This is a genomic window from Chloroflexota bacterium (genome assembly GCA_026710945.1).
Classification (GTDB): domain Bacteria; phylum Chloroflexota; class UBA11872; order VXOZ01; family VXOZ01; genus VXOZ01.
On the sequence record JAPOQA010000001.1, the window covers coordinates 23,929 to 39,866 of the forward strand.

General features: G+C 58.2%; 14 protein-coding genes. 8 read left to right on the forward strand and 6 right to left on the reverse strand.

From position 1 onward, the window contains the following. Positions 1-285: 285 nt before the first annotated feature. The 6 genes from OXE05_00120 to OXE05_00145 form a co-directional block, all read right to left on the reverse strand. Positions 286-1,803: a proteasome accessory factor PafA2 family protein gene (locus OXE05_00120; GenBank protein MCY4435723.1), complete on the reverse strand. Its 1,518-nt coding sequence runs from the start codon at positions 1,801-1,803 to the stop codon at positions 286-288. A 311-nt stretch (positions 1,804-2,114) separates the two neighbouring features. Then, the gene (locus tag OXE05_00125; protein ID MCY4435724.1) at positions 2,115-2,339 is read right to left on the reverse strand and encodes a hypothetical protein; all 225 of its coding nucleotides are present in this window, start codon (positions 2,337-2,339) and stop codon (positions 2,115-2,117) included. Further along, the gene (locus OXE05_00130) at positions 2,336-3,850 is read right to left on the reverse strand and encodes a proteasome accessory factor PafA2 family protein (protein MCY4435725.1); all 1,515 of its coding nucleotides are present in this window, start codon (positions 3,848-3,850) and stop codon (positions 2,336-2,338) included. Before OXE05_00130 ends, OXE05_00125 begins: the two co-directional genes overlap by 4 nt. A gap of 853 nt (positions 3,851-4,703) precedes the next feature. Then, positions 4,704-5,588: a carbon-nitrogen hydrolase family protein gene (locus OXE05_00135; protein ID MCY4435726.1), complete on the reverse strand. Its 885-nt coding sequence runs from the start codon at positions 5,586-5,588 to the stop codon at positions 4,704-4,706. A gap of 357 nt (positions 5,589-5,945) precedes the next feature. Then, positions 5,946-6,416 carry a hypothetical protein gene (locus OXE05_00140; GenBank protein MCY4435727.1) on the reverse strand — a complete coding sequence of 157 codons (471 nt, stop codon included), beginning with the start codon at positions 6,414-6,416 and terminating at the stop codon, positions 5,946-5,948. A 23-nt stretch (positions 6,417-6,439) separates the two neighbouring features. Then, positions 6,440-7,789, reverse strand: coding sequence for a DUF3696 domain-containing protein (locus OXE05_00145; GenBank protein MCY4435728.1), 1,350 nt, complete (start codon positions 7,787-7,789; stop codon positions 6,440-6,442). A gap of 215 nt (positions 7,790-8,004) precedes the next feature. Here OXE05_00145 and OXE05_00150 point away from each other — a divergent pair, with 215 nt between their 5' ends. The 8 genes from OXE05_00150 to OXE05_00185 all read left to right on the forward strand — a co-directional run bounded on the left by OXE05_00150 (position 8,005) and on the right by OXE05_00185 (position 15,879). Beyond that, the gene (locus tag OXE05_00150) at positions 8,005-9,216 is read left to right on the forward strand and encodes an ABC transporter substrate-binding protein (GenBank protein ID MCY4435729.1); all 1,212 of its coding nucleotides are present in this window, start codon (positions 8,005-8,007) and stop codon (positions 9,214-9,216) included. Between the two features lie 61 nt (positions 9,217-9,277). Beyond that, positions 9,278-10,483, forward strand: a complete 1,206-nt coding sequence (locus OXE05_00155; GenBank protein MCY4435730.1) for an ABC transporter substrate-binding protein — start codon at positions 9,278-9,280, stop codon at positions 10,481-10,483. Between the two features lie 254 nt (positions 10,484-10,737). Beyond that, positions 10,738-12,087, forward strand: a complete 1,350-nt coding sequence (locus tag OXE05_00160) for a branched-chain amino acid ABC transporter permease (protein MCY4435731.1) — start codon at positions 10,738-10,740, stop codon at positions 12,085-12,087. Positions 12,088-12,091: 4 nt separating this feature from the next. Continuing rightward, a complete protein-coding gene (locus tag OXE05_00165; protein ID MCY4435732.1) occupies positions 12,092-13,147 on the forward strand; it encodes a branched-chain amino acid ABC transporter permease in 1,056 nt (351 codons plus the stop codon). Beyond that, positions 13,144-13,905 carry an ATP-binding cassette domain-containing protein gene (locus tag OXE05_00170; protein MCY4435733.1) on the forward strand — a complete coding sequence of 254 codons (762 nt, stop codon included), beginning with the start codon at positions 13,144-13,146 and terminating at the stop codon, positions 13,903-13,905. The genes OXE05_00165 and OXE05_00170 overlap by 4 nt, the downstream gene beginning before the upstream one ends. Positions 13,906-14,321: 416 nt before the next feature. Beyond that, positions 14,322-15,116 (forward strand): ABC transporter ATP-binding protein, encoded by a 795-nt coding sequence (locus tag OXE05_00175; protein MCY4435734.1) that lies wholly within the window; start codon positions 14,322-14,324, stop codon positions 15,114-15,116. A gap of 203 nt (positions 15,117-15,319) precedes the next feature. Continuing rightward, the gene (locus OXE05_00180; GenBank protein MCY4435735.1) at positions 15,320-15,613 is read left to right on the forward strand and encodes a type II toxin-antitoxin system HigB family toxin; all 294 of its coding nucleotides are present in this window, start codon (positions 15,320-15,322) and stop codon (positions 15,611-15,613) included. Between the two features lie 2 nt (positions 15,614-15,615). Then, positions 15,616-15,879, forward strand: coding sequence for a hypothetical protein (locus OXE05_00185; protein ID MCY4435736.1), 264 nt, complete (start codon positions 15,616-15,618; stop codon positions 15,877-15,879). The last annotated feature ends 59 nt before the right edge of the window (positions 15,880-15,938 follow it).

Sequence of the window (15,938 nt, forward strand, 5' to 3'; positions counted from 1 at the left end):
CGTACGTCGTCTTGTCTTGAGCAGGGTCTGTTCGCTTGCGAAAGACCGGAGCGGGGGACAAGCCCCCGCGCTACATGGCCAGAGCGACCTCCGGTAGGTGCAGGTTTGCAACCTGCACGCGACGCATTGGTAGCTTTGGCCGACCGGTCGCAAACCAATTTGGTAACACACACGCTGACCCGGCGGGGAACAAGATCTTAAATTCTCTCAGATAGTGGTTAATTGGGCCAAAGCACAACACCGTTCGCGCTGAGCTTGTCGAAGCGCAAGTGGCGGCCTCTGGGCTCAGGGCCCAGATTCGTCACTCTCTTCCTCAAAGATGTGCTGGATACTCTCGCCAAAGTCTCGCGCTTCGTCGTCGTACGTTGCAAAGGGATTTGGCATTTCCAGCACCCGGCCATGGGCGGCGATGGCTTTCCAGTCCAGCACGTAGGGTATGACATCCCAACTATTGTTGGCGGCCACGTCCTCCCAGTCGTCCACGTAGTCATAGGCGAGAAAGAAATAGCGCCGATCCCACATGAGGTTCTCCAGATTTGACCTCAGGTCTTGCCACGGGATGGCCGTATCGGCCCCGGCGGCGGCCAGCGCGCGCAACGCCAGACTCCGCCCGTGGGCGCGTGTGTCGATTGGCGCTTGCGTCTCGGCCGTATAGACGGCGTCGCCTTCCGCCCAATAGAGATTCCGGTGCAGCTTGGCCAGCACGTCGAAGAGACTGATCGACGGGTCAATTTGGTGATAGGAGAGATCGAGTTTTATCAGGTCTGGGTCGGTCCAGGCCTGGTCGCTGCCGGCATAGCGCTTGATTTGCTCATGCTTCGTAACCCAATCCAAATAGCCATCGAGTCGCGCCGGGTCCCGCTCGAGTTCGTCCAGCACCCACGCCCAATTTTCCAGAGTCCATTCCGTATCCGCGTCGCGCCCCACAAAGCGCCGCTCGGCCTCACGCAGATAGCCTCGCTGCACCTCAATGGCGGGGATGTACTCGTCGTTATCGGTACCCACCGTCCAACGGCCGCCGGTAGTCGCGGCAATGCGGCGGAGGTCTCGCACTGGATCGGCAAGGACAAGCTGCGGGCTCCAGCCCTGCTCGAGCAACTGGGCAACCAGCGCGGTCGTGCCAATCTTCAGCGCCGTCGTGTACTCCGAGCGATTTACGTCGCCGACGATGACGTGCAACCGGCGGTACGTACGCTCCGCCAGTGGCTCGTCCCGCAGATTGATGATGGGCCGTCCGCCAAAGCGCACGCGATGGCTTACATCGATGGTTACGAATTGCGCCCGCTGGGAGAGGGCAAAAGCAGCCGGGGTATCGTCGCCGCGGGGCAGCAGGCAGCCGGCTCCCGTGTAAATCTGGCGGGTAACGAGAAACGGGAGCATGCCATCGACAAAGTCGCTATCGTACGGACTCTGCCGGATGCAATAATTCTCATGGTAGCCGAACGTATGGCCGAAATAGTCTGTGTTGTTCTTGACGAAGTAGGCCTGCGACTGCAATTCGGCGGCTTTCACGGCTTGGTTGATGATGGTCTCGCCCGCTCGCTCATGGGCGACGATGTCGGTCAGCGTGCGGCACTCAGCCGTAGCATGTTCCAGGTGACCAAGGTCCAGGTACATACGTCCGCCATTGAACAGAAAGCCGCCGTTTCCCGGCACCTCGCCCCATTCGCGGGGAGGCGGGTCAATCAGACCGTGTCGACACCCGCGAAAGATAGCATCCTTCACCAGCAGGGCAGCGCGCACAGGCTGCATACTGCCTACACAGCCGTATTCTATTTCGGTGCCGAACAGAGCATCTTCCATGCTGCGTATTCCAATGTGGCGTGTGCTTAGCCGGACGAGTGCGGCGCTAGTTTTCCGCGTACGATTGTAATGGACATTCTGACCTAGCGGACAATGTAAACTCAGGCGACCTACTCTTCACGGGAGTTCATGGAGAAAGGCCGAAAGGCTACTGAAACATGCAAAAGTAGATACATGTGCCAAGAGCGTTCGATTGTTCGCCGGCCTCTCAATAAAGTTTGCCATTAGCATGGGATTCGCGGGGGAATAATTCGAACTTCACCGAGAGTTACTCGACCGGCGCCTCGGATGCGTGGCTTCGCGACCGTTGGCTACTCTCCACCAGGCTGCGGTGTGGGGTCGGGCACCTCGCGAATGATGCGCTTGATCTCTTCGTCAAGATCGTCGGTTTCGGTTTTCTCCGGCGCCTCAGTGGGCGTTTCCGTGGGCGCCTCGGTGCCTGCCTTGAAAGAACGCGGGCCACCCCGCAGCAACCCCTGCCACGCTGTAGTGTTGGAGAGTTCTTTCTGAAATCCATTCCCAGCATACCACGTCACGAGTCGCCTCCTTGTTGCACTGCTCGGCGGAGTTCTTCGATTGTTTGACACCCATCCACCAATTCTTGCTGTCTCTCCACTGTGGCTCCCCACAGTTCATTCAGAGATAGAGTGAAGGGCGCTCCGTTGTGCCCAAAGGTGACGGATCCCCACTCCATTTCCGTAATGTACGGCGCGAACTTGGCGAGGCAAGCTGCGCGCACCGTGGCACGCGTGCCTGCGGGGGCTGCGGTCTCCGCGCGGTCGATGTCCGCATCCGTCACAATGCGCTGCATCCGTCCGGCACGGGTCAGCATGTGGTAGAGGCTCACCGCAGGGTCCACCATGTGGTACGCGAGATCAAGCCGCAGCACCGCCGGGTCATCCCAGTTGACGGCGTCTTCACCGCTGATCTGGGCGAAGAGCGCGAGCTTTGCCACCCAATCCAGACGGTCGCGCAGGCGCGTGGGGTTCGCATCCAGCAGATCAAGCACGGTTCCCCACTCATCCAGCACCCAATCGGTCTCGTCATCGCGATGGCGGTATCGTTGCGCCGCTTCCCAATAGAGGCGCTGGATGTCAATGGCGCGCAGTGTAGAACCGTCGGCCATTGCAAGGGGCTGCTGCAATTTGAGATCGCGGGAGACCGTTTGGAGTGCCTGCACAGGGTGTCGGAGTTGCACCCGTGGCGCAAGACCTTCCTCGACCAGATCGAGCATCAAGGCCGTGGCGCCGACGCGCAATGCCGTGGCGAATTCGGAGCAATTGGCATCGCCAATGATAACGTGCAACCGGCGGTACTTCTGGGGGTTGGCATGCGGTTCGTCCCGCGTATTGAAGATCGGGCGCTGTGTAGTAGTGTTGATGCCAACTTCGGTCTCAAAGAAGTCCGCCCGCTGGCTAATTTGAAAACCGCCGGTGCGGCTCGTTGCCGTCTCATACGCCGCTTTCCCCGCGCCCGCATAAATCTGACGGGTGACGAAAAAGGGGATGCAGGCTGAAATCAGGTAGTCTAAAGACACGCTGCGGCTCACAAGATAATTTTCGTGGCAGCCGTAACTCCTACCGTGATAGTCTGAGTTGTTCTTGACGAGGCGCACGCCGTTCTCTGGTCCGACGGCGGCGTTGCGGGCCTGTTGGGCACGGAAGACCACACGCTCGCCGGCCCTGTCTTGGGCTACGAGATCATGCAGCGAGAGACACGCATCGGTGCAGTATTCGGGATGATTGTGGTCGTTGTAGAGACGCGCGCCATTGGCAAGCACGGTATCGGCGAGGAGGTCCTGTCGGCTGAGATGCCTGCTCTTGGCAGTGTTGCCGCGCAGGTCGTGCGGGTCTTGGTCCAAGCGTTTAACTCGTTTGCCGCGCAGGTCTACGCGCGGGTTTTCCGCCGTGTAGTCCCACCCGCGGAAACAGTCCGCCAGCGGCGCGCTGCGCACGAGCATGGCCGCCTCGTAGGCGAAATCCACGGTTTCCGCGGCGTTGGCGCAGAGCATGCCGTACTCGGTCTCAATTCCCACCGGGCGATTCATGTGTCTATCCTGACTTTGCGATTGTAGAATCTAGTATAGCAAGCCGCAGCGCGATTGGACGCCGCGTCCGCGAGACCGTCGCGTCCGCGGAGTCGCCGCACGTCGAGAGGGATTTACACAACGTGCTCAGGATTGAGACACACAGAAATGTAGCGCGGGGGCTTGTCCCCATACCGGAAATCGTTCTGGCCTTGTAGCGCGGGGGCTTGTCCCCCGCTGGCCTGGCACGTGTTACCCAAACGGGCTGCTTTTGGTCGGTCGAGCAACTCGCGTGCCCCGTGCAGGTTGCAGACCCGCACCTACCGGAGATCGCTCCGGCCTTGTAGCGCGGGGGCTTGTCCCCCGCTGGCTTGGCACGTGCTACCCAAATGGGCTGACTAGGGTCGGTCGAGCAACTCGCGCGCCCCGTGCAGGTTGCAAACCTGCACCTACCGGAAATCACTCCGGCCTTGTAGCGCGGGGGCTTGTCCCCCGCCGGCTTGGCGCGTGGTACCCAAATGGGCTGCTTTTGGTCGGCAGAGCAACTCCCGCACCCCGTGCAGGTTGCAAACCCGCACCTACCGGAAATCGCTCCGGCCTTGTAGCGCGGGGGCTTGTCCCCCGCTCGCTTGGCGCGTGGTACCCAAATGGGCTGACTAGGGTCGGTCGAGCAACTCGCGCGCCATGTGCAGGTTACAAACCTGCACCTACCGGAAACCGCTCCGGCCTTGTAGCGCGGGGGCTTGTCCCCCGCTGGCTTGGCGCGTGGCACCCAAATGGGCTGCTCTTGGTAGGTCGAGCAACTCGCGCGCCCCGTGCAGGTTGCAAACCTGCACCTACCGGCGATTGCTCTGGGCAAAAACGCGTTGCCGGCTTAGCGGGGATCCTGCGGGCCGATGTCGCCTTCCGCCAGGATGCCGTAGAGTTCCGGTCGGCGGAAGCGGGGATGGAAGACGCCTTGCGAGCGGCGCTCGGCGAGGAGTTGCTTATCGAGGTCGGCAGTGACCATCACTTCGTCATCGGCGTCATCCGGCGAGGCCGCCACCAGTTGTCCCAGGGGATTGTAAACCACGACCATGGGATTACTGTAGTGCGCGCTCCCGCCGGTTGGCGGCGGCCCACAGGCGTTGATCGCGACGAGAAAGACCCCGTTATCGATGGCGCGCGCGGGAAACGTGCGGCCGGCGTAGTCTTTCCAGGCGCGGTTGCGGCTGGCGTGGTCCGGCGGCTCGCCCCAGTCACCGACCGACCAGACGTAGGGTGCCAGAATGACCTCAGCCCCTTGCAACGCCACCATGCGGCTCGACTCCGGCAGCCAGTTGTCGAAGCAGATGTTCACGCCAACTTTGGCGACACCAATGTCGATTACGGGGGGAGTGCCGCCGCCGCGCCAGTAACCCACCTCCGCCGGTGGGATGTGTATCTTGCGCGACTTGCCAATGTACCCATCAGAACCCACGATCACGTAGGTGTTATACACAATATCGCAGTCGTTTTCGGCAATGCCGGCGGCGAGCATGACGTTGTGCTCCCGCGCCAGGTCTACGAGCGCCTGCGTGGAAGGTCCCGGCACCGGCTCGGACGCTTCCCAGATTGCCGGTGTGATCGAATAGCCGCTCAGACCAAGTTCCGGAAAGCAGATGAGATCGGGATTCTCCGCCTTGGCCCGCACGACCCACGCGGCGTGATGATCAAGGTTCTCCCGCGGCGACGCCGGGCGGCTGCACAAGGAGACTGCCGTGACACGAAAGCTATCCATAGGAAGCTGTATCTGGCGAGTTGTAATGCAATGGCATAAAATTTGTCTTCCTCAAAGGAGCGAGATTTGAGCACATCCGCACATAGCGTGCCACACTACCACTCCGATTGCAGTATTAGGATCAGACCTGGTAAGGCATAGACTTACCACTTGACCTCAGCGCTTAAGAGCCACATTGATTATCCATCGGCTCACACATCCGCGCCATGGGCGAGTTTCCATATCCATGCCTCATTGCAGCGAAAAGCACAGCAGCCTCGGCGCACGTAGGGCAACATCTGACTGGGAGCAGGGACTAGTGACCAAGTTCACAGGGGCACAATACCGGAGAGCCAGAAAAAGAAGCACCTTTTGGGCTCATTCTCCCATTAGTTCTGGGCAAACAAAGTCCACTTCGACACCGTGATCTTGGAGCGCTACACGGTGAAGCCACCAGTCCGTATCTGAAGCGTTTAGAATCTTCGGATCGGTCCCACTGGCAACAGCTACGGCAACAAACTTTCGATCATCCTGATCAAAAGAAAACAGTCTTGGGTCAGTTGGAAATTCCACAAATCCACGTTCTGCGTGAGGACTTATGTATATTCTGCGGCAGTGTTTTGGATTCGCCTGGTTCTCGAAGAGCCACTTGAAAAATGAATCTCCAAGCCCAGGTTGACCTGATGGGTGAAGGTTTCTACGGTATTCGTCCAGAATTAGGTTCTCGTAATCTAGCAAGAGGATGCACTCTCTGCGCAGTTTGCTTAACCTGGCAATACACTCACTGACGCACTCTTGATCTGCTTGCTCAGCTTTCCCGTTAGCAACGACGGCGACATTTGTATCCATTACAAAGTCCAACTTCCGCATACTCAATGAGCCAGTCCCTGTCTCTTGATAGCAGCATTGCTCATTGCTGCCATCTCACCAAATTGGTCGCCAAAGAAATCCTCTGGCCAATTTGAAATATTCCCAAATTTGTCTAGTTCGAGTTCGCTCAAATTCGAGGTCCCATCGCCGTCTGTCGAGCAAAAATACAAACGCACCCTCTCTTGATCAATCTCTCCTTCAGCAATTCGACGCTGCAGTCTGCGGAGCAAGTGCTCGCTGTGACTCTCAAACAAGATTTGCGTCCTTCGTTCATTCCAAGCGTCTATGAATACATCGGCAAGCTCAGCCTGAGTCGATGGATGCAAATGAATGTCTGGCTGCTCTAGGATCACCGTTGACCCTTCGCGTACGAAAAAGCACTGCACTAACACGGGTAATATCTGCGATACGCCAAACCCAATGTCGGTGAGAAAGACTTCTGGCGAACTAGAGGTCTTGCGAACCTTTACTTCAAAGAGCCGTTTACCCTCACCTAGCGGCTCAACTTGAAAGTCATGAACAATTCCAAGACGCTTGAGCCACTGTGCGACATACTTCTCTACGGTGAGGTGCGCTTCACCCAATCTTTCGAAATTCCCATCGCGAGTTGACAACATCGACTCAATTGCAAACTCGCCACCGGAGCCAACCCCTGAGGGCTGGGCACCCGACCACTGATAGATGCGCCTTGGATATATGCGAAAAGGGCCAACGTATCGCAAATCCTGGAGTTGCCTTGTTAGCTCATACCTAAGGCCAAATATGAAGCTACGGTCAGCGAACAGGTCTTCAGCCTGATATGGAAACTCACAAAACTTCGACTGGCGTGAATAACGATCAGGAGTCCAAGTAGACTCTGCTAGATCAAGATTCTTGCCCCTCTCGTACACTCTATATGCAAACTCACCATCTTTTTTTTTCATGCCGAACGATCGACTGTCGGCTAACTGATATTCCATTTCCTCCAACAACAGCGATCTCTTGGAGTCGATTGTATTCTCTCTTACTTCAACACTAAACCCAATCTCTTCTCCCTCACTTACAAACCCACCTTTGTAAACATCGGGTACCCTAATTCTTTCCTTAGATTTCCACTTGAGAGATATCTTTAGGGCTCTAGTCGTGTCGTGTTCATGTATGACACTATCAAAGTCGCCGAGGTCCACAAGTGTATTCTCATCGCCAAAGTGAAATACAATACCTTGGTCAGGAGCATCGACTGTCTGTTTCATAAGTAGCAAACTTTGGATGAGACTAGACTTACCAGAACTGTTGGAGCCAAAAAAACCGGTTATCGGCTTAAGCGTTACATCTCCAGTGCTCTCCCAGGGTTTAAAGTTCTCCAGCCGCATGTTTGTCAACATCTGAAATTACTCTGCTAGTAAGTTCACAAGACAAGGTCGCCCCAAGACGAACACTAACACCTGACGGGCTACCTAGCAAATTTGAACTCGATGTCTTACTGCGTGACTCTTGACCACATACCCCCTACTTGCGGGATTGACGGGAAGCTGCTAAATTACATAACAATATGGGCATCGTACGCATTCTCAGAGAGGAGCATGCTATGCGACTTCTAGACTGGAAAAGAACTATTCTGCTGGCGGCACTGGCGCTGCTGGCGTCGCTCGTGATTGCCTGCGGCGGGGATGCCGCTCCTGACGAAGAGAAGGACATGGCAGCGGCGGAATTACCGCCCTTCAAGGTTGGCGTGATGGAGTCGCTCACTGGACCGGGCGAGACCTATGGCAGCGTGGCGGTGCAAGCCAAGCAGATGGCCGTGGATGAGATTAACGCGGCGGGCGGCATAAACGGCCGCATGCTGGAGCTCATAGTCGAGGACTCCAAGTGCTCGGCCCAAGACGCCATTACTGCCTACAATAAGCTTACCGACGTGGACGGCGTCAAGATTATTCTGGGAACGTCTTGCAGCGGCGCAATGCTGGGGGCGGCCCCTCTGGCGGAAGCCGATGGAGTAATCCTCTTTTCCGGCTTGGCGACGAATCCGGATATTGCCAATGCTGGCGACTACATCTTCCGCACGTCGATCAGCGATGCCCTATTGGGCGTTGACGTTGGCAACACCATGTGGGCGGACGGTGTGCGCAACCTGGCGACCATCTCCGAGACCACCGACTACGCCGAGGGTGTGCGCCGTACCTCCGTGGCGCAATTCGAAAAGCGCGGCGGCACGGTGGTGGCGGAGGAACGCTATGGTTCCGATACCACTGACTTCAGGACCCAGCTCACAAAGCTGATTGGCGAAAGCCCGGACGCGCTGCTGATTGCCGCGCAGTCTGAGTTCACCGGCGGCACCATCATCAAGCAGGTGCGCGAGTTGGGCTTTGAAGGGCAGATATATTCCGACATCGTACCGGTTGGCGCCACGGCACTTGAAATCGCCGGCGATGCCGCTGCCGGCGCCAAGGCCATCTTGGCGGATATTTCTCCGAATAACGCCAAAGGCCAGGAAGTGCTGGCCAATTTCCGGGCGCGGTATGACTATGTCACGCTGGCCTGGTTCTTGGGCTCGGCCTATGACGATGTCTACATCACGGCCGAATGCCTCAAGCAGACTGACGACGATCAGGACGCTGACGGCATGCGCGACTGCCTGTACGCCATCACTTGGTCCGGCGCTATTGGCGAGAACTACAGCTTCGATGAGAACGGCGAGGTCGTCGGCCTTACCAACGTGGTGGTGGAAGTTCTGCCCATAGCCGAGCGGACTCCGGAGAACCAGGGCTACAAGGTGCTCGGCAGCGCGCCGACTGAATAGGGCAGGGCATATTCCAGCACGAATTAGCTGCCCTAGCGCACGTTCAAAGAGGAATTGCGCCATGCGTCAAAGACCGCCGATCCGACTTTTCTCGCTCATAGCGCTTGCGCTGCTGGCCTTGCTCGTCATCGGCTGCGGCGGCGCTGCAGTCACAGAGCAGGAAATGCCGGAGGGTGAAGAACCGCCCTTTAGGATAGGCGTGATGGAGTCGCTCACCGGCCCCGGCGAGACGTACGGCAACGTGGCGATCCGCGCCAAGCAGATGGCCGTGGACGAAATCAACGCCGCGGGCGGCGTTGACGGCCGCTTGCTTGAACTCGTTGTGGAAGACTCCCAGTGCAGCGCCAAGGAAGCGGTCGCCGCGTACCGCAAGCTGACCGACGTCGACGGTGTGAAGATTATCCTTGGCACCTCCTGCAGCGGCGCCATGCTCGGGGTCGCCCCGCTGGCGGAGGCCGACGGGGTCATCCTGTTCTCGGGGCTGGCGAGCAACCCGGACATCGCCAACGCAGGCGACTACATCTTTCGCACCCAAATCAGCGACGTTGAGGTCGGCATCGGCACCGGGAACCTGATGTGGGCCGACGGCGTCCGCAAGCTGGCTACCATCACCGAAGCCACCGACTACGCCGAAGGCGTGCGCCGCACCACAGTGGCCCAGTTCACGAAACGGGGCGGACAGGTGGTGTCCCAGGAGTCGTACGCGTCCGACGTTACCGACTTTCGGACCCAATTGAGCAAACTGTTCGACGAGCAGCCGGACGCGCTGCATCTGGCGCCGCAGTCCGAGTTCGCGGCCGGTGTCATCATCAAGCAGGCGCGCGAGCTGGGCTACGCAGGCCCCATCTACGCCGAGACGATTTCCGTGGGCACGACGGCCCTGGAGATCGCCGGCGACCACGCCACCGGGATGAAAGCTATCACGGCAGACCTGCACCCCGACAACGCCAAAGCCCAAGAGGTCTTGGCAAACTTCCGGCAACGCTACGACTACGTCACATTGCCGTGGCACCTCGGCTCCGCCTATGACAACGTGTACATTGCCGCCGAGTGTCTCAGACGAACCGGCGATGACCAAGACGCGGATGGCTTCCGCGACTGCATGTACGAAATAACCTGGAGCGGCGCGATCGGCAACGACTACAGCTTCGACGCCGACGGCGAAGTGGTGGGACTTTCCAGACTGGTCGTAGAGGTCCTGCCCGTTGCCGAAAGGACGGCGGAAAACCACGGCTACAGGGTGTTGGGGAGCGCGCCGACCGAATAGGAGGGGCGGACACAACGTCAACCGTCCTTTGGACGTATGCTTGACCGGAAAACGCAAGTCTGCGGGCAAGCGGCCGCTTACTCACTATTCCAATTGGGTTGGCGAGCGCTGCGGACGAACTGACCAATGGATTCGACATCGTCATGGCACGCAAGGCACTCCAACGGCTTGTAAAGGAGCCTTCGGCAGAGAACGGCATGTCAGGTCCCGCGTGGCCACTACGCCTACGTATATCCTGCTGAGAGAGAACGCACTTGATTGCACAACGTGTCAGCCTGAATAACCTCCTGGCAATCGTGCTCACCGCAGCCGCTGCGGCCTACGTCGGCTGGAAGATAAGCCAGTCGCCCGATCAGGCCGTGCAGTTCGCGTTCAACGGCTTGTCCGTTGGAGCCGTATACGCCATACTCGCCATGGGGTTTACCCTGGTCTACAGCACGGTCTGGTTCTTCGATCTCTACTATGGCGCGGCGGCTGCGCTCGGCGCGTACGGCGTCTTCTACCTGCGGTCGCAAGAGACCCTCGGCGGGCTCTACGCAGTAAACAACGTATTCGTGAATGTCCTGTTCGCCGCGGTGACCGCCGGTGTCGTGGCCTGGGCCCTCTACGAGAGCCTGTACCCACGCTTCCGTGCGCGTTTTAGCCCAATCGTCCTGCGCGCCATCCTGGGCCTCGTGGCGGCAGGAGCAGGCGTCTATACGGGCTATGTACTTTCGTTTCCCAAAGACCTGCACCTCACCCTAAGTCCGGTGATTGCAATCGGTGTAGCCGTGGCTTTCACCTGGTCTCTGTACCAGGTCTTGCAGGGAGTTTGCGCCGGCCGCGTATTGCTGGGGCTCGTGAGCATTACCGGCCTCGTGGCGGCGGCTCTGGGAGCATACTGCGGCTATCTCATCGCCACCACTCCCGATTCTAAGCTCTACTTGAGTTGGGGGCTCTCTTGCTTTCTGGCGGGCATCGTCGGTCTTGCCTTCTATCGGGGGCTATACGTATACATGCGAGAGCGGTCGCGGTCGCCCCTTATAATGCTGGTCGCGTCGCTCGGTATCCTGCTGGCAATCACGGCACTCACGAGCATTGTCTTCGAAAGCACGCCGCGCCCACTGCCGGAGGCGCTTGGCAACGATCCGTTGGCCATCGCCGGGGCCACTATCAAAGGCTTCAACGTCTTCACCGTGGGTGTGGCGCTCGTGGGCTTCTTGTTTCTGCAATTTCTACTCAAGCAGACCGCCTTCGGCAAGGCAGTGCGTGCAATTGGCGATGATGAAGAAGTCTCGAAAGTGGTGGGCATTAATACTACCACGGTCATTGCCGTCGTCTTCTTCATCGGCGCAATCTATGCCGCCATGGCCGGACTGCTGAGCGGCCATGACACAGCCATTCAGCCCAGAATGGGATTATTGCTCCTCTTGAAAGGCTGGATCGCCTCTGTGGTCGGCGGTATCGGCAACCTGCAAGGCGCCATTGTTGGCGGGTTCGTGCTGGGCATGATCGAGCAGTTCGGCATCTGGGACTTAGCGGGAGAGTGGAGAGACGTCATCTCCTTCTTACTCCTGATTCTCTTCCTTTCCTTCTGGCCCACGGGCCTTCTGCCGAGAAAGTAGGCGCATGCAGACAAACGCAGAGAGCAGCAGCAAGCCCACGCGGCTTCTTGGCAATTCCCAGGCACTCCTGGCATCCGCCAAGGGCAACTTGGAACTGTGGGCAAATTTGCTCATTATCGCCTGGGCGCTTGGTTTCATGCTGTGGCAAGGGGTAGGGTTTGCCATTACGGTGGGCACCGTCTTTGCCATCTGGGCGATACTCAGCGTCAGCCTGAACCTCGTCGTGGGGTTTACCGGCTTGCTCTCGGTGGGCCACGTTGGCTTCTTCGGTATCGGCGCGTACACCGTGGCGATCCTCACCTCGCGAGCTGAGTACGAACAACTGCGCACCGAGGCCATCCCCACGTTTGGCTGGCCCTTCTTCGCGGCGCTGCCTGTGGGCGTACTGCTCGCCGGGATAATCGCCATTGCAGTGGGCGTGGTGTTCAATCGCTTCCGAGACGATATCTACGTGCTCGTTTCATTTGGATTTGCCATTATCAGCTTTAACATCTTCTTGAATTGGCGGGGGCTCACGCGTGGAGCGTTCGGCATTCACGAAATTGCCCGGCCGGCGGTAGGCGGCTGGGCGCTTGACGACGAATTAGGATTCCTCATATTCGCCCTCGCGATTCTCGCGATCGTCGTGCTGCTTTCCTGGCTCATCGTGACCTCCTCGTTCGGTCGCGTGCTCACCGCCATCCGCGAGGACGAGGAGGCGATTGCGGTATTTGGCTTCCGAACTACCCACTATAAGCTCGCGGTATGGACAATATCGGCCATGATGGCAGGTCTGGCCGGCGGGCTCTTTGCAAGCTGGACAACGTTTGTAGACCCGAATTCATTCATTTTGCTTGAATCAATGCTGCTGGTCGCTATCGTGATTCTTGGTGGGCTGGCCACCATATGGGGTTCGCTTCTCGGTGCCATGGCCTTTGTGCTTCTAGAAGAGGGCATGCGCTTTCTGCCGTTCCTGCCCACTATTCACGTCGGCCAAGCGCGACTGGTCGTGCTGGGCATACTGTTAGTGCTGTTGATGCTCTTCCGGCCTCAGGGCTTGGTTGGGAGGTATAAGCTATGAGACCCGGTGCTGAACAGATCGACGATCCGTATGTCATTCAGACGGATAGCATTTCCAAGAATTTTGGCGCCGTGCGGGCCGTGCGGAAACTTTCTATTTCCATTCCCAAGCGGGGCCTGACCAGCATCGCCGGGCCGAATGGATCGGGAAAGTCCACGTTGGTAAACCTCCTGAGCGGCGTGCTGCCGCTGGACGGAGGCATCGTCATTGTAGCCGGCACCAGCCTGAAGGTGGTAAAAGCCCACGACAACCCCGCCTTCGGCTTGACCCGCACGTTCCAGGAAGTGCGACTCTTCGACCAGGTCACCGTGTGGAACAACATCATGGTGGTGCTGTCCGAACGCGGACCCTTTCGCGCGCTGCTGGAGCGCGTAAAGCCCGCGCAACGGGATAAGGTGCGCGGCATCTTGGAGAACGTCGGCCTCTGGGATAAGCGGGATGCCCTGGCCATGAATCTTTCCTACGGTCAGCGCAAGCTATTGGAAATCGGCCGCGCTATGGCTATGGAGGCCGATATCTACCTCTTCGACGAGCCCTTTGCCGGCCTCTTCCCCGAGATGGTGGAGAAGGTGAAGGAAATCATGAACCGCATGCGTGAACAGGGCGATACCATCGTCTTCATTTCCCACAATATGGATATCGTGCGTGAGCTGTCCGATCACCTTATTATCCTGGATAGCGGCAGCCTGCTTGCGGAAGGAGCAGTGGACGAGGTATTGAGCCGCCCGAAGGTGATCGAAGCCTACTTGGGAGCGTGAACTCAAGCGACGAGTGTGCTAGAAAGCTCCCGCTGGGGATGAACTGAAGCTACAGGCAGATACCTATTCCCTGACTGAATCCAATGCAGGAATACTCTAGGTGTAAAAAAACACCTGACACGGCCTACTGAACAGAAACCACTCCTGCCCCCTCTCCCACTGGGAGAGGGCCGGGGTGAGGGGAAAACTCCAGAGCACTTTCAAATTGCAAAAGCACACGCCGCAAACTCAATCCGCGAGAATCTCGACTAAGGACAACACAATGGGCACCCCCACAACCTACTAATCAGGAACCACTCCTGCCCCCTCTCCTCGGGGAGAGGGCCGGGGTGAGGGGAATACTCCAGAGCACTTTCAGATTGCTATAACACACGCCGCAAACTCAAATCGCGAGAAACTCGAGCTAGGACTTCACAATGGATACTCCACAAGAGACAGCCCAGGCGCAGGACCCCAATCCGCCTGCTGCCGGTACCATCACGAACGACGCGCCCATTCTCGAGCTCTCCGGCATCTCCGTGCACTACGGCGCCGTGGTCGCGCTCGATGACGTTTCGCTGGGGGTGCGCAGAGGCGAAGTCGTGGCCGTGATGGGCCCTAACGGCGCCGGCAAGTCCACGGTGCTCAAGGCTGTTATGGGGCTGGCGCCCGTGGTTTCGGGTGAAGTCCTGTGGCGGCGGGAACGGCTGGCGGCAAAGACCCACGAGATCGTGAAAGAAGGCATTGCATTCGTGCCACAGGGCCGGCGCGTCTTCACGCATCTCACCATCCAGGAGAACCTGGAAATGGGCTGCCTCCACTTGAAAGACAAGGCGGAGAAACAGCGCCGTCTCGAGTCAGTGATGCGCATTTTCCCAATCTTGGAGAGCAAGCGCCGCGACCTCGCCAGCGCGATGTCCGGCGGACAGCAGCAAATGCTCGCCCTGGGCCGCGGCCTCATGGCCGGTCCCGACGTGCTCCTGCTCGATGAACCCACCCTCGGCCTGGCGCCCATCGTGGTCAAAGAGGTCTTCGAGCGCGTTTCCGAGATCAGCGAGCGGCTCAAGACGACCATCATGATCGTGGAGCACAACATCAAAGGCGTGCTCGACATCGTCGACCGCGCCTACGTCCTCGATAAGGGCCGCGTCGTCTTCACCGGCACCCCCGACACCATCCGCGAAACCGACATCCTCACCCAAGTCTTTCTCGGCAAATCCGGCGCGAGCTAGCGGAGACCAGCCAAGTCTCCGCAAACATCAAGCGTATTGGATTGTGCTGACCAAGGTTGTCCTGCTGCTTGAGTCTTGCCTGTATTTGCGCTCGCATCAGCTAACTTGCTTACTAAGCCCGTGGACTCGGCAAGAAATTCTCAAGGTATCCTGCGACAGGGAGGGTGTATACTTGCAATGGACGGGAGCACTGAGTTCACATTGTGCGTATCATCAACCTGGAATACCTCTTTGAGTCCCTAAAGCGCCACGCTAGTGCCAGGCAGCAACTAGAAGCTTGGTATGACCGAGCGCGAAACGAAGCTTGGGGCACACCCGCCAAACTGAAGAAACTCCATGGCAGAGCAAGTTTAGTTGGCAAGAATTGCGCCGCTTTCAGAATCATGGGCAATCGCTATCGAGTGGTAGTAGAAATCGACTACAATCGCAAGTTAGTTGACATCCGCTTCATCGGTTCGCACTCGGACTACGACCGCATAGACGTCCAGGAGGTCTAAGGATGGCAAACCCCGATCCCATACGCACGGAACAGGAATACCAAGTTGCGCTTGCTAGGATTCGTGAGTTATTCCACGCAGAAGAAGACACGCCTGAGGGCGACGAGCTTGAGATGCTCGTTGACCTAGTCCAAGTCTATGCAGCGGAGCACTACCCGATTGATCCACCAAGCCCTAGTGTGGCTATGGAATACCATATGGACCAAACCGGCAAGGCTCCGACTGACCTGGCCTCCCTTACCAAAGAGCACGACAAGGTTTCCTGAGGTCACGTCGCACAAGCCGCTACCACGTACCGAAACGAGACGAGCGCATGGGGCAGAGG